The organism is Streptomyces sp. MMG1533 (genome assembly GCF_001279775.1).
Taxonomy (GTDB): domain Bacteria; phylum Actinomycetota; class Actinomycetes; order Streptomycetales; family Streptomycetaceae; genus Streptomyces.
Window position 1 is genome coordinate 38772 of the sequence record NZ_LGDG01000225.1, and the last position, 18095, is coordinate 56866.

Annotated in this window: 17 protein-coding genes; 13 read left to right on the top strand and 4 right to left on the bottom strand. The window is 70.1% G+C overall.

The window, feature by feature from the left end; genetic code table 11:
- Positions 1–31: 31 nt before the first annotated feature.
- Positions 32–1192: an L-rhamnose isomerase gene (gene rhaI / locus ADK57_RS26440; protein ID WP_053752077.1), complete on the bottom strand. Its 1161-nt coding sequence runs from the start codon at positions 1190–1192 to the stop codon at positions 32–34.
- Positions 1193–1464: 272 nt separating this feature from the next.
- Here rhaI and ADK57_RS26445 point away from each other — a divergent pair, with 272 nt between their 5' ends.
- The 10 genes from ADK57_RS26445 to sigJ all read left to right on the top strand — a co-directional run bounded on the left by ADK57_RS26445 (position 1465) and on the right by sigJ (position 12614).
- Positions 1465–2982 (top strand): sugar ABC transporter ATP-binding protein, encoded by a 1518-nt coding sequence (locus tag ADK57_RS26445; protein WP_053752078.1) that lies wholly within the window; start codon positions 1465–1467, stop codon positions 2980–2982.
- Positions 2979–4019: an ABC transporter permease gene (locus tag ADK57_RS26450; RefSeq protein WP_053752079.1), complete on the top strand. Its 1041-nt coding sequence runs from the start codon at positions 2979–2981 to the stop codon at positions 4017–4019. Before ADK57_RS26445 ends, ADK57_RS26450 begins: the two co-directional genes overlap by 4 nt.
- Positions 4012–5043, top strand: a complete 1032-nt coding sequence (locus tag ADK57_RS26455) for an ABC transporter permease (protein ID WP_053752080.1) — start codon at positions 4012–4014, stop codon at positions 5041–5043. The genes ADK57_RS26450 and ADK57_RS26455 overlap by 8 nt, the downstream gene beginning before the upstream one ends.
- Before the next feature lie 70 nt (positions 5044–5113).
- The gene (gene rhaS / locus ADK57_RS26460; RefSeq protein ID WP_053752081.1) at positions 5114–6199 is read left to right on the top strand and encodes a rhamnose ABC transporter substrate-binding protein; all 1086 of its coding nucleotides are present in this window, start codon (positions 5114–5116) and stop codon (positions 6197–6199) included.
- A gap of 41 nt (positions 6200–6240) precedes the next feature.
- The gene (locus ADK57_RS26465; RefSeq protein WP_030043960.1) at positions 6241–6561 is read left to right on the top strand and encodes an L-rhamnose mutarotase; all 321 of its coding nucleotides are present in this window, start codon (positions 6241–6243) and stop codon (positions 6559–6561) included.
- A gap of 74 nt (positions 6562–6635) precedes the next feature.
- Entirely contained in the window at positions 6636–8066 is a 1431-nt protein-coding gene (locus tag ADK57_RS26470) for a BNR repeat-containing protein (protein ID WP_053752082.1), read from the top strand.
- 118 nt (positions 8067–8184) lie between these two features.
- Entirely contained in the window at positions 8185–9210 is a 1026-nt protein-coding gene (locus ADK57_RS26475; RefSeq protein ID WP_053752083.1) for a LacI family DNA-binding transcriptional regulator, read from the top strand.
- Positions 9211–9311: 101 nt separating this feature from the next.
- Positions 9312–10613 (top strand): alpha/beta fold hydrolase, encoded by a 1302-nt coding sequence (locus ADK57_RS26480; protein WP_053752200.1) that lies wholly within the window; start codon positions 9312–9314, stop codon positions 10611–10613.
- Positions 10614–10654: 41 nt separating this feature from the next.
- On the top strand, positions 10655–11398 hold the full coding sequence (locus ADK57_RS26485; RefSeq protein ID WP_053752084.1) for a PIG-L deacetylase family protein: 744 nt from the start codon (positions 10655–10657) through the stop codon (positions 11396–11398).
- A gap of 322 nt (positions 11399–11720) precedes the next feature.
- Complete coding sequence (gene sigJ, locus ADK57_RS26490) at positions 11721–12614, top strand: RNA polymerase sigma factor SigJ (RefSeq protein WP_053752085.1); 894 nt, start codon at positions 11721–11723, stop codon at positions 12612–12614.
- Between the two features lies 1 nt (position 12615).
- Here the strand turns inward: sigJ and ADK57_RS26495 are convergent, their stop codons facing one another.
- Complete coding sequence (locus ADK57_RS26495; RefSeq protein ID WP_053752086.1) at positions 12616–12816, bottom strand: DUF5999 family protein; 201 nt, start codon at positions 12814–12816, stop codon at positions 12616–12618.
- Between the two features lie 200 nt (positions 12817–13016).
- Between ADK57_RS26495 and ADK57_RS26500 the strand changes: the two genes are divergently transcribed.
- Positions 13017–13847 (top strand): pentapeptide repeat-containing protein, encoded by an 831-nt coding sequence (locus tag ADK57_RS26500; protein WP_053752087.1) that lies wholly within the window; start codon positions 13017–13019, stop codon positions 13845–13847.
- On the opposite strand, the gene ADK57_RS26505 is transcribed toward ADK57_RS26500, so the two are convergent.
- On the bottom strand, positions 13809–15329 hold the full coding sequence (locus ADK57_RS26505; protein WP_053752088.1) for a cytochrome P450: 1521 nt from the start codon (positions 15327–15329) through the stop codon (positions 13809–13811). The two genes, ADK57_RS26500 and ADK57_RS26505, sit on opposite strands and share 39 nt — an antisense overlap.
- A 107-nt stretch (positions 15330–15436) precedes the next feature.
- On the opposite strand from ADK57_RS26505, the gene ADK57_RS26510 reads away from it, so the two are divergent.
- Positions 15437–16039 carry a TetR/AcrR family transcriptional regulator gene (locus tag ADK57_RS26510; protein WP_053752089.1) on the top strand — a complete coding sequence of 201 codons (603 nt, stop codon included), beginning with the start codon at positions 15437–15439 and terminating at the stop codon, positions 16037–16039.
- 118 nt (positions 16040–16157) lie between these two features.
- On the top strand, positions 16158–16883 hold the full coding sequence (locus ADK57_RS26515) for a DUF2470 domain-containing protein (RefSeq protein WP_053752090.1): 726 nt from the start codon (positions 16158–16160) through the stop codon (positions 16881–16883).
- Here ADK57_RS26515 and ADK57_RS26520 read toward each other — a convergent pair.
- Entirely contained in the window at positions 16851–18059 is a 1209-nt protein-coding gene (locus ADK57_RS26520) for a lactonase family protein (protein WP_053752091.1), read from the bottom strand. The genes ADK57_RS26515 and ADK57_RS26520 overlap by 33 nt on opposite strands.
- Positions 18060–18095 lie beyond the last annotated feature (36 nt).

Here is an 18095-nt window from a genome sequence, read left to right on the forward strand (position 1 = left end):
ACGAGTGGTACGGGCAGATGAGAATCGGCGATCACGCCCCCCAGCCGGCCTGCTGACCACCCACCCGCTCCGCCACGATCTTCGCGGCCCACCCGGACCGCCGATACGCGGCGATCGGATCGGCGTCCAACCCCATCTCCTCCCGCACCTCACGAAGCAGCGGGCGCACGTCCGTGTTGTACGCGTCCATGATCACCGCGTTCGCCTCCAGCACGTCCCCCGACCGCTGCGCCACATCCAGCGCCTCCCGGTCCACGAGCAGAGCCTTCGCCGTGGCCTCCTGGACATTCATCACGGACCGGATGATCGCCGGGATCTTCGCCTCGATGTTGTGGCACTGGTCGAGCATGAACGCCACGTCGGGGGAGTACCCGCCACCCCGGATCACCTCGTACATGATCCGGAACAGCTGGAAGGGATCCGCGGCCCCCACCATCAGGTCGTCGTCCGCGTAGAACCGCGAGTTGAAGTCGAACCCGCCGAGCTTCCCCTCCCGCAGCAGCGTGGCGACGATGAACTCGATGTTGGTGCCGGGCGCGTGATGCCCGGTGTCCACCACGACCTGCGCCTTCTCACCCAGCTTCAGGCAGTGGGCGTAGGCCGTCCCCCAGTCCGGCACATCCGTGGTGTAGAAGGCGGGCTCGAAGAACTTGTACTCCAGCAGCATCCGCTGGTCGTCGCCGAGCCGCCGGTACACCTCGGCCAGCCCTTCCGCGAGCCGGTCCTGCCGCTCCCGGATGTCGTCCTGCCCGGGGTAGTTCGTCCCGTCCGCGAACCACAGTTTCAGATCATGCGAGCCGGTCGCGTCCATGATGTCGACGCACTCCAGCAGGTGATCGACGGCCTTCCGCCGCACCGCCGCATCCGCGTGACAGATGCTGCCCAGCTTGTAGGCGTCGTCCTGGAACGTGTTCGAGTTGATCGCGCCCAGCTTCACGCCGCGTTCCTCGGCGTACTTCGCCAGTGCTGCGTAGTCGTCGACCTTGTCCCACGGGATGTGCAGGGCGACCGTCGGTGCCACACCCGTGAACTCGTGGACCTTCGCCGCGTCCGCGAGCTTCTCCCATGGATCGCGGGGGACACCGGGCTGCGCGAACACCTTGAAACGCGTCCCCGAGTTCCCGTACGCCCACGACGGCGTCTCGACTGCCTGGGTCTTGAGAGCGGCCTTCACGGCGGCGAGTTCGGTCACTTCGGGGCTCCTGTGACGTCGGGGCGGAATGTCTTCTGAAAGGGCTTCAGGATGAAACGATTCAAGAGGCGAAGTTATGAGTCCCCCGGAGGGGTGTCAAGCCCTGTGACCCAGCCTTTTGCTCGTGACCACGCCGTGACCTACCTGCATCGAAATGTTTTCGACACGAACCCATTGACGTGACATGGGCTGCATGCCTAACGTCCCGGCAACCGAGTTGAAACCTTTCATGACGCTGTGACGGCCTCCGCCGGCGTTGTCGAGGAGCCCCCATGACCCACCCGTCCGACGCGGGTTTGGCCCCGGTGCTGTCGCTCAAGGACGTTTCGAAGTCCTTCGGAGCGGTGCGCGCACTGCGGGACGTTTCCCTGGAGCTGTTTGCCGGCGAGGTACATGCCCTCGCCGGTGAGAACGGCGCGGGCAAGTCCACCCTCATCAAGACGCTCGCCGGGGTGCACCGACCGGACGCCGGCCAGGTGCTGCTCGATGGCGAGCCCGTCCTCTTCCACGGACCCGGCGACGCCCGCGACGCCGGTATCGCCGTGATCTACCAGGAGCCCACGCTCTTTCCCGACCTGTCGATCGCCGAGAACATCTTCATGGGCCGCCAGCCGCGGCGCGCTCTCGGCCGGATCGACCACAAGGCCACGCACGCCGCGACCCTGGCCCTGATGCAGCGGCTCGGCGTCGAACTCGACCCCGACCGCCCCGCCCGCGGTCTGTCCATCGCCGACCAGCAGATCGTCGAGATCGCCAAGGCGCTCTCCTTCGACGCCCGCGTTCTGATCATGGACGAGCCGACCGCCGCCCTCACCGGCAGCGAGGTGGCCCGCCTGTTCGGCGTCGTCCGTACCCTGCGCGAGCAGGGCTCGGCCGTCCTCTTCATCTCGCACCGCCTGGAGGAGATCTTCCAGATCTGCCAGCGGGTCACCACGCTGCGCGACGGCGCCTTGATATCCAGCGAACCGATCGACGGGATGACCGAGGACGACCTGGTCCGCCGCATGGTCGGCCGTGACCTCGACGAGCTGTACCCCAAGCAGGAGGTCGAGCCCGGCGAAGTAGCGCTGAGCGTACGCCGGTTGACCCGCGAGGGCGTCTTCACGGACGTCTCCTTCGACGTCCGCCGCGGCGAGATCGTCGGCCTGGCCGGCCTCGTCGGAGCCGGCCGTACGGAGGTCGCCCGGGCCGTCTTCGGCATCGACCGCTGGGACGCGGGAGAGGTCGACATCGACGGCAAGGCGCTCACCAACGGCGCCCCCTCCACTGCCATGTCCGCCGGGCTCGCCCTGGTCCCCGAGGACCGCCGCGCCCAGGGCCTGGTGATGGACATGTCCATCGAGCGGAACATCGGGCTCACCGGACTCCGCACGACGGTGAAGGCCGGCCTCGTCGACCGCGGCGCCGAGCGCAGCCGCTCCCTCGACTGGGCCGTGAAGCTCCAGGTGAAGTACGCCCGGATCGCCGACACCGTCAACACCCTGTCCGGCGGCAACCAACAGAAGGTCGTCCTCGCCAAGTGGCTCGCCACCGGCCCGAAGGTGCTGATCGTCGACGAGCCCACCCGGGGCATCGACGTCGGCACGAAGGCCGAGGTGCACCGCCTCCTCAGCCAGCTCGCCGCAGACGGGGTGGCCGTGCTGATGATCTCCTCCGACCTGCCCGAGATCCTCGGTATGGCCGACCGCGTGCTCGTGATGCACGAGGGCCGACTCACCGCCGAGATCCCTCGCTCCGAAGCCACCGAGGAATCCGTGATGGCCGCAGCCACCGGGAGGGCCGCCGCATGACGGTGACCACCCCTCAGAACACCCCCGTCACCGAGGTGCCCAAGTCCAGTGGCACCCGGCTGGTGGACCGCGTCTTCAAGATGCGTGAACTCGCCATCCTGGCCGTCTTCCTGGTGATGATCGTCGTCACCCAGTTGGGCAACAGCGAGTTCCTGACCGAGCAGGGCATCAAGGACCTGCTGCTCAACGCGACCATCCTGGTGCTGGTCGCCGTCGGTCAGTCGCTGGTAGTGATCACGCGGAACGTCGACCTGTCGGTCGGCTCCACCCTCGGCATCAGCGCCTTCGCCGCCGGTACGTATCTCCAGGGCGGCGGGAACGCGGTCGTGGCCGTGGTCCTGGCGGTCCTGCTGGGTATCGGCTTCGGCCTGCTCAACGGCCTTCTCGTGAGCCTCGGCCAGGTGCCCGCGCTCGTCGTGACCCTCGGCACGCTCTACATCATCCGGGGCATCGACTCGATCTGGGTCGGCTCGCGGCAGATCACCGCGGCCGACCTGCCCGACGGCTTCGTGGACTTCGGCTCCGGCGGACTCTCCGCGGTGCCGTACCTGGCGCTGATCGCCCTGGTGGTGCTGGTGGCGACGGCGTACTACCTGAAGCACTTCGGCAGCGGCCGCGAGCTGTACGCGCTCGGCTCCAACCCGGAGGCCGCCCGTCTCGCCGGTATCCCGGTGCGCAAGCGGATCCTGGTCGCGTACACCTTCTGCGGCGCCCTCGCCGGACTCGCGGGCGCGCTGTACCTGGCCCGGTTCGGCAACGTCGACTCCGGCACGGGCAATGGCTACGAACTGACCGTCGTCAGTGCGGTCGTGGTCGGTGGCGTCGTCTTCACCGGCGGATCCGGCAGCGTCTACGGGGCGGCCCTGGGTGCCTTGCTGCTGACCTCCATCAACAGCGTGCTGCCCGCCCTCGGCGTCAGCTCGGTCTGGGTGCTCGCGATCAACGGCATCCTGCTCATCCTCGCCATCGCCGTGGACCGTGTGGTCGCGCTGCGGGTGGCGGCCGCTCTGAAGAAGAGGAACGCCCGCCATGGCTGACTCCACCCTGTCGCGCGCGATTCGCAGGTCCGCCTTGAAAAGGTGGGATTCAGCCGTCGGCGCGCTCCTGATCGTCGTGCTCCTGCTGTCCTTCACCACCGTCGACGGCTTCGGGAACGCGCTCAACCTGTCCTTCCTCATCGGCAACACCCTGCCGATCGCGCTGATCGCCCTCCCGATGACGCTGCTCGTGGTCGCCGGCGAGATCGATCTGTCGGTCGCCTCCACCGCCGGTCTGTCCGGCGCGGTGATGGGCGCCCTGTGGAACCAGGGCATGACCATCGAGGTGATCATCCCGATCTGCCTGCTCCTCGGCGTGGTCTGCGGACTGATCAACGGCCTGCTGGTCACCCGGCTCGGCCTGTCCTCCCTCGCCGTCACCATCGGTACCCTCGCCGCCTACCGGGGCATCGCACAGATCGTGCTCGGCTCCGACGCGGTGACCGACTTCCCCACGCAGTACCTGGACTTCGCGGCCGGCCGGATCGGCGAGAGCTTCGTCCCGCAGGCCTTCATCCCCTTCCTGGTGCTGCTCGTCATCGCCGTGGTCGCCCTGCACCTCACCCCCTTCGGGCGCTCCCTCTACGCGATCGGCGCCAGCGAGGAAGCCGCGCGCTTCTCCGGCATCCGCGTCAAGCGGCAGAAGCTGCTCCTGTTCACGGTGACCGGCCTGATGGCCTCCCTCACCGGCATCTTCTGGGCCCTGCACTACGCCAGTGCCCGCTTCGACAACGCGACGGGACTCGAACTCTCGGTCGTCGCGGCCGTGTTGCTCGGTGGCATCGACTTCGACGGCGGCAAGGGCACGCTCGGCGGCGCGATCGCGGGAGTCTTCCTGCTGGGCACGCTGCAGAACGTGATGAGCCTCTCGGACGTCTCCGCCCAGTCGCAGATCGTCGTCACCGGCGTCCTGCTCGTCCTCTCCGTGCTCGGCCCCCGGGTCGCACATCAGATCTCCGTCGCGAGGGCCGGCCGCAGAGCTGCCTCAGCGCCGGTGCCAAAGGCGCCCACTCCAGTCTCCTGAACGGCTGGCCCCCCCACCGCCGACCTCGCACACCCTCACCCGCCCGTCCCTCAGTACCAAAGGAACCCTCATGCGCAAGTCGACCCTCCGCCGCTCCTGTGCGGTCCTCGCCGCCGTCACCTCCCTCGCCCTGGCCACCACCGCCTGCGGCGGTACCACCAAGGAGGACGTGAAGAGCGAGAGCACCGCCTCCGCGGCCTCCGCGGGCAAGGCCGACCCGAACGCTGCCCTCAAGAAGGGCCTGACCGTCGGCTTCCTGCCCAAGCAGGTCAACAACCCGTACTTCACCTCCGCCGACAAGGGCGGCGAGGCGGCCCTGAAGGAGCTGGGCTCCAGCTACAAGGAGGTCGGCCCCTCCAGCGCCACCGACACCTCCGGCCAGGTCTCCTACGTCAACACGCTCACCCAGCAGCAGGTCGACGCGATGGCCGTCTCCGCGCAGGACCCGGGCGCCCTGTGCACCGCGCTCAAGCAGGCCATGAGCAACGACATCAAGGTCGTCACCTACGACTCCGACACCAAGCCGGAGTGCCGCAACGCCTTCGTCTCGCAGGCCAGCGCCGAGGACCTGGGCCGCACCGAGGTCCAGCTGCTCGCCGAGCAGATCGGCTACAAGGGCGAGATCGCGATCCTGTCGGCCGCGCAGACCGCGACGAACCAGAACGTCTGGATCGACTTCATGAAGGACGAGCTCAAGGACCCGAAGTACAAGGACATCAAGCTCGTCAAGGTCGCCTACGGTGACGACGACGCCCAGAAGTCCTTCCAGCAGACCCAGGGCCTGCTCCAGGAGTACCCGAACCTGAAGGGGATCATCTCCCCGACCACGGTCGGCATCAAGGCGGCCGCCCAGTACCTGTCGGGCTCCAAGTACAAGGGCAAGGTCAAGCTGACCGGCCTCGGCACCCCGAACGACATGCGCAAGTACGTCAAGAACGGCACCGTCGAGGGCTTCGAGCTGTGGGACCCGTCGAAGCTCGGCGAGCTGGCCGCCCGTACCTCGGTGGCGCTGGTCTCCGGCCAGATCACCGGCCAGGAGGGCGAGACCTTCACCGCCGGTGACATGGGCGAGTTCACCATCGGCAAGGACGGCGTGATCTCCCTCGGCAAGCCGACCGTCTTCACCAAGGACAACATCGACCAGTTCAACTTCTAGTCGTCAGTCCTCTTCAACACCCCGCTAAGGAGCGGTACCTCATGCAGCGCGTCTGTTTCCTGCTCAAAGTCCGACAGGACCGGATCGACGAGTACCGCGAGCGGCACGCCGCCGTGTGGCCGGAGATGCTCGAAGCTCTCTCGGCCACCGGCTGGCACAACTACTCCCTCTTCCTGCGCGACGACGGCCTGCTCGTCGGCTACCTGGAGACCGAGGACTTCCAGGCCGCGCTGGCCGGCATGGAAGCCGCCGAGGTCAACGCCCGCTGGCAGAAGGAGATGGCGCCGTTCTTCGAGTCCCTCGACGGCGCCCGGCCCGACGAGGCCATGAAGCCCCTCACCGAGGTGTTCCACCTCGCCTGAGACCGTGTTACACCTCCCCGTCGCCAGACCCCCTCCCCGTATCCGCACCTCGTTCGACAATGGAGTCCCCCGAGATGAACAGACGCACACTGCTCGGTGCCGCCCTCGCCGGCGCCGTGGTGACACCCGTCCTCGGCGCAGCCACCGCCCGTGCCGCCGACCCGGGTCCTTCGGTCACCGTGACCGGTACCACCACGCTCGACACCCAGGCCCTGTTCTTCGTGTCGTACAACGGCCTGGTCAACAACAACTCGTTCCAGAAGAACGCGATGCTGACCTACAAGGGCTACCAGTACGCCGTCTGGTACACCGCCGACCGCAACGCCGTCGTCGGCCGCCGCGTGTTCGGTTCGAACACCTGGTCCACCGTCAAGGTCGGCCACACCCTCAAGACCGACGACTCCCACAACGTCATCTCCATGGGCATCTCCAAGGTCGACGGCCGACTGCACCTCAACATGGACTCCCACAGCGACGGTTTCACCTACGTCAAGTCGGTGGCCGGCCTCATGGACAACCCCGGCGGACTGAGCTGGACCACGAGCCGCTTCGGCGCTCCCCAGTCCACCCTGGACGGCCTCGCCCTCACCTCGCAGTTCACCTACCCGCAGTTCGTCTCGACGCCCGAGGGCAAGCTCCAGCTGAGCTACCGCGTCGCCATCTCCGGCAACGGCCGCAACGCGATCGCCGAGTACGACGGCACGTCCTGGACCAACCTCGGCGAGTGGTCCAGCTCCACCGGCACCTACACCAGCGAGCACGGCTCGAGCACGGCCCGCAACATGTACCTGCACGGCATCGACTACGACGCGAACGGCCGCCTGCACTCCTTCTTCACCTGGCGCGAGCAGAACGGCGCCGTGATGTGCAACAGCGGCGGCATCACCAACCACGACACCGGCTACGTCTACTCGGACGACCGCGGTCGCACCTGGCGCAACAACGCGGGCGCCGTCGTCGGCACCACCGGAAGCTCCGACAAGGTCGCCGTCACCGACAGCGGGCTGGTGATCGACTCGCTGAACCCGGACCACTCCCTGATGAACCAGGAGAGCCAGTGGACCGACTCGGCGGGACGCCCCCACGCCATAATCAGCTACGTCCCCGGCCGTTTCGGGCAGTGCACGACGAACTACGTCACCGACCGCACCAACAACGGCCGTGCCTTCCACGTCCGCAAGAACGCCTCCGGCGCCTGGCAGAAGACCGAGATACCGGTGCCGCTGAACTCCAGCCAGCGCACCAAGCTGTTCCTCGACAAGTACGACAACGCCTACGCGCTCTTCCCCTTCCTCCGGATCGCCGCCGCTTCCGCGGCCTCGGGGTACACCGACTGGACGATGCTGTACGACGGCGTCGGCGCCGGCCTGAACGCCTTCGGCGAGGTCGTGTTCGACGAGTCACGGATCGGTGCGGACCACTTCCTGTCGGTCATGTACCAGGAGAAGTCCAGCGGTACGACGCCCTCGGCGCTTCGCTCGATCAACTTCAGCCTGCCTGCCTGATCCGTACCGTCGGGACCGGGAAACCGTGACCGACGCGGCAGTGGCGGGTGCGTGCGAACCACGAAGGTAGTGTGAACGCGCACCCGCCGCTTCCCATCTCCCTGGAGGTCCCCGCCCGATGGCCCAGTCGGTGGGTATAAAGGACGTCGCCCGTGCCGCCGGAGTCTCCGTCGGCACCGTCTCGAACGTCATCAACCGTCCGGACACGGTCGCCACCGAGACCCGGGCGCGGGTGCTGTCCGCGATAGACCGGCTCGGTTACGTCCGCAGCGAGTCCGCGCGTCAGCTGCGCGCGGGCCGCAGCCGGATCATGGGCCTGCTCGTCCTCGACATGGGCAACCCCTTCTTCGTCGACGTCGCGCGCGGTGCGGAACGGGCCGCGCGGGAGGCCGGCCTGGGCGTGATGGTCTGCAACAGCGCCCAGAACCCGGGCGAGGAGGCCGACTACCTCTCGCTCTTCGCCGAACAGCGGGTGCGGGGGGTCCTGCTGACCCCGGCCGACGCGACCGGCCGCAACATCGAGTCGTTCCGGCGCCACGGCATCCCCTTCGTCCTCGTCGACCGGGTCGCCGAGGGCACCACCGAGTGCTCGGTCTCCGTCGACGACGTGGCGGGCGGCGCGCTCGCCGTACGCCACCTCGTGGACGCCGGACACCGCTCCATCGCGTACGTCAGCGGTCCGCCCGGCCTCAACCAGGTCCGTGACCGCCGTACCGGCGCACTCAACGCACTGGCCGAGGCCGGACTCGGCCCCGAAGCCCTGCGTGAACTGCCCACCGAGCGGCTCGACGTGGCCGCCGGCCGGGACGCCGGCGCCCGCCTGCTCGGCCTCGGTGACCGCCCGACCGCCGTGTTCTGCGCCAACGACCTGCTCGCCCTGGGCGTCCTGCAGGCCATGTACGCGGCCGGCGTCGGCGTCCCCGACGAGCTGGCGATCGTCGGCTACGACGACATCGAGTTCGCCGCCGCGGCGGCCGTCCCGCTCACCTCGGTCCGCCAGCCCGCCGTCACCATGGGCGCCCTGGCCGCCGAACTCCTCCTGGAGGAGACGGAGGAGGAGACCTCGCCACGGGGGCACGAGCACCGCCGGGTCGTCCTCCAGCCGGAACTCGTCGTGCGCCGCTCCAGCCTCTCGGCCCGCTGACCCCCCAGTCAGTAGGATTTCATGATCCCGGGGGTCGGTGGCCGGAGGAACATGTGCTGAACTGGGACGCGGTCCGCAATCCGTCCGTCCCGGGAGCCCTGTTGTCCCTCACCTACCGCCAGCCCGGCGTCGTCCTCACCGACCGCCGCTTCACCGTGCCCCTCGACCACGACGACCCGGCGGGGGAGACCATCGAGCTCTACGCCCGCGAGGTCGTCGCGAGCGACAAGGCGGGCCAGGACCTGCCGTGGCTGATCTACCTCCAGGGCGGCCCCGGCTTCGGGGCGAACCGCTTCGTCGGCAAACCGGCCTGGCTCGGCCGCGCCCTGAAGGAGTACCGCGTCCTGCTCCTGGACCAGCGCGGCACCGGCCACTCCACCCCCGCCAACCGCCAGACGCTCCCGCTGCGCGGCGGCCCCGTCGAACAGGCCGACTACCTCACCCGCTTCCGCGCCGACTCGATCGTCCGCGACTGCGAGGCGATCCGCCCGGCCGTCACCGGCGGTGCCCCCTGGACCGTCCTCGGCCAGAGCTTCGGCGGCTTCTGCACGGTGAACTACCTCTCCACCGCCCCCGAGGGCCTGCGCGCCGCCGTCGTCACCGGCGGCCTGCCCTCGCTCGACGCCCACGCCGACGACGTCTACCGGGCCGCCTACCCGCGCATCGAACGCAAGGTCGCCGCGCACTACGAGCGCTACCCGCAGGACGTCGACCGCGCCCGGCAGATCGCCGAGTACGTCCTGCGGCACGAGCCGGTCCTGCCGAACGGCTACCGTCTCACCGCCGAGGCCTTCCAGTCCCTCGGCATCCTCCTCGGCGGCGGCGAGGGCAGCCACCGCCTGCACTTCCTCCTGGAACACGCCTTCGTCCGCACCCCGCAGGGGCCCGCCCTGTCCGACGCGTTCCAGGAAGAGGTCCAGTCCCTCCTGTCGTACGCGAGCCACCCCCTGTACGCCCTCGTCCACGAGGCGATCTACGGCCAGGACCGCCGCCCCACCGCCTGGTCGGCCGAACGCGTCCGTGCCGAGTTCCCCCGGTTCGACGCCGCCAAGACCCTCGCCGGCGACGGACCGCTGCTGTTCACCGGCGAGTCGGTCCATCCCTGGATGTTCGACTGCGACCCGGCGCTGCGCCCCCTGCGCGAGACCGCCGAACTCCTCGCCGCCCGCACCGACTGGACCCCTCTCTACGACCCCGCCCGCCTCACCGCCAACGAGGTGCCGGTCGCGGCGGCCGTGTACCACGACGACATGTACGTCGACACGGCCCACTCCCTGGAGACCGCCCGGACGATCCGCGGCCTGCGCACCTGGGTCACCGACGAGTTCGAACACGACGGCGTACGGGCGAGCGGCCCGCGCGTGCTGGACCGCCTGCTGTCACTGACCCGCGACGAGGTCTGACGCCGCCTTGAGATGTCAGCGCCGCGGACTAGTCTGCGGCCATGACCGAGCCGAAGACCACCCAGCTCCAGCCCATGCCCGACGACTGGCGGCGCGCGCTCGCGGTCGTGGCGCATCCGGACGATCTCGAGTACGGCTGCTCCGCGGCGATCGCCGCCTGGACCGACGCCGGCCGTGAGGTGGCGTACGTCCTCGCCACCCGCGGCGAGGCCGGCATCGACACGCTGGCACCTGCCGAGTGCGGCCCGCTGCGGGAGCAGGAGCAGCGGGCCAGTGCCGCCGTGGTGGGCGTGTCGGTGGTGGAGTTCCTCGACCACCGGGACGGGGTCGTCGAGTACGGCACCGCCCTGCGCCGCGACATCGCCGCCGCGATCCGCCGGCACCGGCCCGAACTGGTGATCACCCTCAACCACCGGGACACCTGGGGCGGCGTCGCCTGGAACACCCCCGACCACGTGGCGGTGGGACGGGCCACGCTGGACGCGGCGGGCGACGCGGGCAACCGCTGGATCTTCCCAGAACTCGTCGAGCAGGGCCTGGAACCCTGGAACGGCGTGCGCTGGGTCGCCGTCGCCGGCTCCAGCACGCCCACCCACGCCGTGGACGCGACGCCGGGACTGGAGCGCGCGGTGCACTCACTGCTCGAACACCGCACCTACATCGAGGCGTTGACCGACGAGGACCCGGAGACGTACGTACGGGGCTTCCTGACGGGCAACGCCGAGGCCACCGGGGAGCGGTTCGGCGGGAAGCCGGCGGTCGCCTTCGAGGTCTTCGGCCGGTAGGCCGTCGGGGGCGGGCACTGCACGGCGTCAGGCTGCCCGTGCCGCGAGCCCTCGCAGGATCAGCGCGGAAGGTGATCCGGGATGCGCCGTGATCCCGACATGCTGTGCCGAAATCCCGACACAAGGTGCAAGTCGTCGGCCAGGAGGCTCGGATGCCCGGACCCATCGTCACTCCCGTCCGGTCGCGGTCGGCCGGCGTTGCTGTGGCGGTGGCCGCCGCGAAGGCACACCGGTACTGAGAACGGGACGTTCACAGCCCGGAGCGGGCGTGGTTGGATCATCACGCCTTCATTCGGCACCGGGATCGTCTTGGGGGGACGACATGAACGACACAGAACTGCTCGCGGACCGCTTCGAAGAACACCGCGGGCACCTGCGGGCAGTGGCCTACCGCATGCTCGGCTCGCTGGCCGAGGCGGAGGACGCCGTCCAGGAGACCTGGCTGAAACTGAGCCGCACCGATGCCGGGGAGATCCAGAACCTCGGCGGCTGGCTGACCACCGTCGTCGGCCGGATCTGCCTCGACCTGCTGCGCTCACGCACCGTGCGCCGCGAGGATCCCCTGGACGACACCTTCGTCCCCGATCCCGTGATCCGGCCCCTGACAGTGACCGACCCGGAACAGGAGGTCCTGCGGGCCGACTCGGTCGGTCTCGCCCTCCTGGTGGTCCTGGAGACACTGGAACCCGCCGAGCGGCTCGCGTTCGTCCTGCACGACATGTTCGCGGTGCCCTTCGACGACATCGCGTCGATCCTGGAGCGCAGTTCCGCCGCGACCCGCCAACTGGCCAGCCGGGCAAGGCGCCGCGTGCAGGGGGGCACGCCCTCGGCCGAACCCGATCTCGGCAGGCAGCGTCAGGTCGTCGACGCCTTCCTCGCCGCCAGCCGTGCCGGGGACTTCGAGGCGCTGCTCGCCGTCCTCCACCCCGACATCGTGCTGCGGGTCGACTCCGGGGTGCTGGTCGGCGGTGCCGCCGTCTCGAAGCTGGTGAGCGGAGCGAAGGCGGTGGCCGAACAGGCGCTGATGTTCCGGCAGTTCGCCCCACTCGCCCAACTGGCCCTCGTCAACGGCGAGATCGGCCTGCTCAACGCCCCCGACGGACAGCTGCAGTCGGTCATGGGCGTCACCGTCGTCGACGGCCGCATCGTCGCGATGTACATCCTGGCCGACCCCGAACGCCTCGCCGGTCTCGAACTGCCGGACGCGACCGGCTGAGTCAGGCGGCCAGGGCCGGCATGCCGAGGATGCGGTGCGGGCTCACGATCCTTCCGTCGGGAAGGAGTTCACCGGTGTCGTCGAAGACGATGGTGCCGTTGCACAGCAGGCTCCAGCCCTGTTCGGGGTGGGCCGACACGATCACGGCGCAGTGGTGGCCCGGGGCGGTGGCGGAAGGGCACGGGGGCTGGTGGCTGCACATGACGTCTCTCCTCGATCCGGGTACGGCTCCTGGCTCGGTCGGCTCCTACCTCTGTGGTAGCCGAGGTTGTTTTCGGTTGGATGAGGGGACCCCCACAAGGCCGGAAACTCAGCGGTGAGTTTCCGGTCCCCAGCCGCGCCCCCCAGGGGCGGGCCGGCGCGAATCCGGGACATGACCTGCGGGAAAGTAGGCTGGAGGGCATGCCCGACCACATAACCGACCGGACCGGCCTGCGCGGCGACTGCGAGCAGTGCTTCGGCCTGTGCTGCGTCGCCCTGCCCTTCTCCGCGTCGGCGGACTTCGCCATCGACAAGCCGGCCGGAAAGCCCTGCCCGAATCTCCGGGGCGACCACCGCTGCGGTATCCACGCCGAGTTGCGGACCAAGGGCTTCACCGGTTGCACGGTCTACGACTGCTTCGGCGCCGGTCAGAAGGTCTCGCAGATCACCTTCGGCGGCCGGGGCGGGCGCACGGCCCGGAGCGACGACGTCCGGCGCATGGTCGACGTCTTCCCGGTCGTCCGCCAACTCCACGAACTGCTCTGGTACCTCACCGAGGCACTGACCCTGCCGGCCGCCCGCCCGATCCACGCCGACCTCAGCCGGGCGCTGGAGCGGACCGAGGCGCTGACTCGTCAGACCCCCGAGGAACTCGGCGTGTTGGACGTCGGCGCACACCGGCAGGAGATCAACGTGCTCCTGCTGAAGACCAGTGAGCTGGTCCGGGCGGGCGCAGGCGGCAAGAAGAAGAACCGCCGCGGCGCGGACCTGATGGGCGCCCGACTCAAGGGCGCCGACCTGCGGGGCGCCAGCCTGCGCGGCGCCTACCTCATCGCCGCCGACCTCACCGGCGCCGACCTGCGCGGCGCGGACCTGATCGGCGCCGACCTGCGCGACGCCGACCTCACTGACGCGGACCTGACCGACGCCTTCTTCCTCACCCAGCCGCAGCTGAACGCGGCCCGGGGCAGCGCGGGCACCCGGTTGCCGGGATCAGTCGCCCGCCCCGTGCACTGGGCAGCGCAGCTCTGAGGGAGCCTCGGTCTCGGCGGGCGTGGCGGACGAGTCCGAGGTGATGGCTGCCCGTCGCTCCAGGTGCAGCCGCAGACCCTCCGGCATCAGCGTGAGCCGCTCGGTCACCCGCAGCCGGTAGTCCGGGTCGGGCCGCAGCTCGTAGCGGCGCAGCAGCAGGCCGAGGACCAGGGTGGCCTCGTGCAGCGCGAACTGCCGCCCGATGCACGCCCGAGCCCCCGTCCCGAACGGCTTGAAGGTGTGCGGGGGACGCGACCGTACGGCCTTCGCCTCGAAGCGGTCCGGGTCGAACCGTTCGGCGTCGGCACCCCAGACCGCCCGGTCGCGGTGCAGCATCGGCGTGATCACCAGCGTCCACGCGCCCCGCCGCATCGGATGCGTCTTCGCCAGTACCGTGTCCTGCAGGGCCTCCCGGGCGAAGGCGGGCGCCGTCGGCCACAGCCGCAGCGTCTCGTCCAGCACCCGGCGGACGTATCGCAGCTTGGCCACCTGCTCGTAGCCGGGCGGCGCCGTGTCGCCCCAGACCCGGTCCACCTCGGCGCGGGCCCGGGCGGCGACGTCCGGATTCCGGGCGAGGTAGTGCAGGGCGAAGGACAGCGCGCCCGAGGTGGTCTCGTGGCCTGCGACCAGGAAGGTGATGACCTGACGCCGGACGTTCTCCGCGGACAGCCGTTCCCCGGTCTCGGGGTGGGCCGTCTCCAGCATCCGGTCCAGCAGGTCCCCGTCCCCGCTCCCGCTTGTCGTGCGCCGGGCTTGGACCAGATCGTCGACCGTGCGGTTGAGGTACGCGATGTCGGCCTCGTTGCGCCGCGCGGCCCGGCGCAGCAGCAGCGGGAACGGCACCGTGTTCAGCCGCTGCGCATAGGTGAGCGTGCCCACCATCGCGGTCACGAAGGGGTGCAGGCGGTCCCGTTCGAAGGAGTCGAAGTCGTGTCCGAAGCCGGTCCGCGCGATCGTCTCCAGGGTCAGCTTCGTCATGTCGCCCGGCACGTCCACCGCCCGGCCCGCCACCAGTTCGCGGTCCCAGTGGTCGGTGAGCCGCCCGGCCACCGCCAGCATCTTCGAGTGATAGCCCTCCATGGCCTCCCGGTTGAAGCCCGGGGCCAGGACGTCGTGCGCCAGTTGCCAGTTCGGCTCGTGGTTGTACGCCGTGAACAGCCCGTCCCCGGCGACCGGCCGCAGATTCGCGACCCCGAGCCCCACGTGCTTGGCGAACCGCGACTCGTCCGCCAGGTCGGCCACGAGGTCGGCACCCCACGTGAACACGAACTCCCTGCCGAAGGCCTTGCGCCGGAAGATCGGCCCCAGCTGCCGGGCGTACCGGAGGGTGTCCTGGAGGGGTGTGCGCCGGTCGACGCCGACCACGTCACCGAGCAGGGGCAGGCGGTGCGGGGGATGCGGGATGCGGTGCAGCTCGGGCCAGCCCTGCTCCGCACCGCGGAAGCCTGCGGGCAGCGTGGCCTCTGTCGTCGTCTCCGCCATGGCCCATCTCCCTTGATGCAGCGGCAGGTCGAGCGTGTTGTACGTCGGTTCAACAACGCCTTTCAGTCTGGTCCCGCTGTTGAACCGACGTCAAGTAAAGTGCGGGCATGGCCGCGAACCAGGGCGCACGCGCACGCCGTCGGCTCAGCACCGAGGAGCGTCGGGAGCAGCTGCTGTCGGTGGGGGCGCGGCTGTTCTCGGAGAGCCCGTACGACGAGGTGTGGATCGAGCAGGTCGCCGAGATCGCCGGTGTCTCGCGCGGGCTGCTGTACCACTACTTCCCGACCAAGCGGGACTTCTTCGCGGCGGTCGTCGAGCGCGAGAGTGAGCGGATGCTGCGGATGTCGGCTGCCGTGCCCGGCGTACCGGTGCGCGAGCAGCTCGCCGCCGGCCTCGACACGTATCTCGAGTACGTCCAGGCCCACGCACACGGTTACCGAGCCTTCCACCGTGCCGACGCGTCGGGCGACCAGAGCGTGCGCAAGGTCTACCGGCGGGCGCTGGCCGCGCAGGAGCGGCAGATCCTCGCGGCCCTGGCCGCCGATCCCGAGTTCGGCCCGCTCGCGCAGACGCGGCCCGAACTGCACCTGGCCGTCCGGGGCTGGCTGGGGTTCATCACCGCCGTGAGTCTGGAGTGGCTCCGCGGCTCGGACCTCTCCCGGGAACAGGTGCGCGACCTGTGTGCCCGGGCGCTGCTGGGCGTTCTCTGATCCTGAGGTGGCAGCGGAACCCTCTGATCCGCCCCGGCGGCAATCCGTGGCCGCCCGTGGTTGGCTTCGGCTCCGATCTTCGATAGGTTAGGCAAGGCTTACCTAAGGAGGTTTTGGGATGGGTGACAGCCAAACCTGGACGGCGGCACCTTCCGGGGCGGAGTGGGCCCGGTCGGTGCTCGCCGCCGCGTGGTCCTGCGCGGTGACCGCGGAGGGCGGACGCGAGGAGTTCGTCGGCGCGCACACCGTGACCGAGGACGGGCGGGTGCTGCTGCAGGTGCCCGAGGACAGCACCCTGCTCGCGGCCTCGATCTGCGCGCCCCGCGGGGAGCCGTCCGCCGTCCTGGAGTTCGCCGACGTCGCGCCCGTCCCGGTGCGCAACCGGATCCGGGCCCGGCTGTGGATGGCCGGATGGTTCGTCCCGGAGGACGGCCGCCTGGCGTTCCGGGCCACGCGTGTGGTGCTGCGCCGGCCCTCCGGCGCGGTGGTCGTCGACCTCGACGAGTTCGCCGCCGCCGCACCCGACCCGCTGGCCACGGCCGAGGCCCGGCTGCTCACCCATCTCGCCGACTGCCATGCCGACGCGGTCGAGCGGCTCACCCGCCTCGTCGACTCCGACAGCCTGCACGGCGCGGTCCGTGTCCAGCCCCTCGCGGTCGACCGGCACGGACTGACGCTGCGCGTCGAGCGGGCCCGGGCCCACGGCGACGTACGCCTGGCGTTCCACCGGCCCGCCGACGACGTCTCCCAGCTCACGGAGCGCATGCACGTCCTGCTCACCCAGGCCGGCACCACCACGTGTCCGCGGGCGCTACAGCGGCAGCGCGCAGACGGCGACGGGTGACGCGAACGGCTCGCCCGCGAGCCGCAGTCCACCGCTCTTCTCGTCCACGTGGAAGACGCTCACCGTGCCGGACTTCTGGTTCGCCGCGAACAGCAGCGTCCCGTCCGGCGAGAAGGCGATCTGCCGCGGGAAGTCGCCGGACACCGGAACCGTGTCGATCAGCCGCAGCCGGGCGCCGTTCGCCTCCACCGCGTAGCGCGTGAGGCTGTTGTGGCCCCGGTTGGCGAGATAGGCGTACGCGCCGTTCGACGTCACCAGGATCTGCGCCGGGTAGCTGGTACCCGACCCCGTTCCCGTCGACTGGGCGTCACCGACGGTCAATCGGCCGCCGTCCGGATCGTAGGCGCAGACCGCGACCGTGTTGTCGACCTCGTTGGCCAGATACGCGTACCGCCCCCCGGGGTGGAAGGTGAGGTGCCGCGGCCCGGCACCCGGCCGGGTGTGGGCCTGCGCGACCTCGTCGAGCCGGCCGGTCTGCTCGTCCAGGCGGTAGCTGTACACGGTGTCCGTGCCCAGGTCGACGGCGAGCACATGGCCGCCGTCGGGACTCGTCAGGAACTGGTGGGCGTGCGGACCCTCCTGACCCGGACCGGGCGCCGGACTGGAGTGGGTGACCAGGTCGGCGCGCTCACCGAGTGCGCCCGAGGCGTCGATCGGGTGCACGGCCACGCTGCCGGACGTGTAGTTGGCGCTGAGCAGCCAGCGCCCGCCCGGATGCACGGACAGATGACAGGGGCCCCCACCACCGGTGCTCCGGCTCCCCAGAACCTTGCGATCGGACAGCCGCACCGCGGTTACGGCACCCGCCTCGCGCTCGTTCACCGCGTACAGCGTGCGCCCGTTCGGATGCACAGCGAGGTATGACGGGTCGCCGACGCCGGCGACCGTGCCGGTCTTGGTGATACGGCCGCTCGTGGCGTCGTAGGTGGCGAGACCGATGCCCGTGCCGCCGCCCTCCACGGAGGTGTAGGTACCGAGGTAGAGCGGTCGGGGGCCGGAGGGTGCACGGCTCTCGGCCCCAGCGCTCGTGCTCGGCTCGGCGGCGCTCGGACTCGCCTCGGTGGCCGTCGGGTCGGTCGGCGGCGGCGCGTCGTCGCACGCGGGCAGCACGGCCGCGGCCCCCGTCCCCGCCAGGGCGCCGACGAATCGGCGCCTGCTCCAGCCCTCACTGCCCATGCGCACACCTCAGGTCGTCGCTCGTCCCGTCGCGAC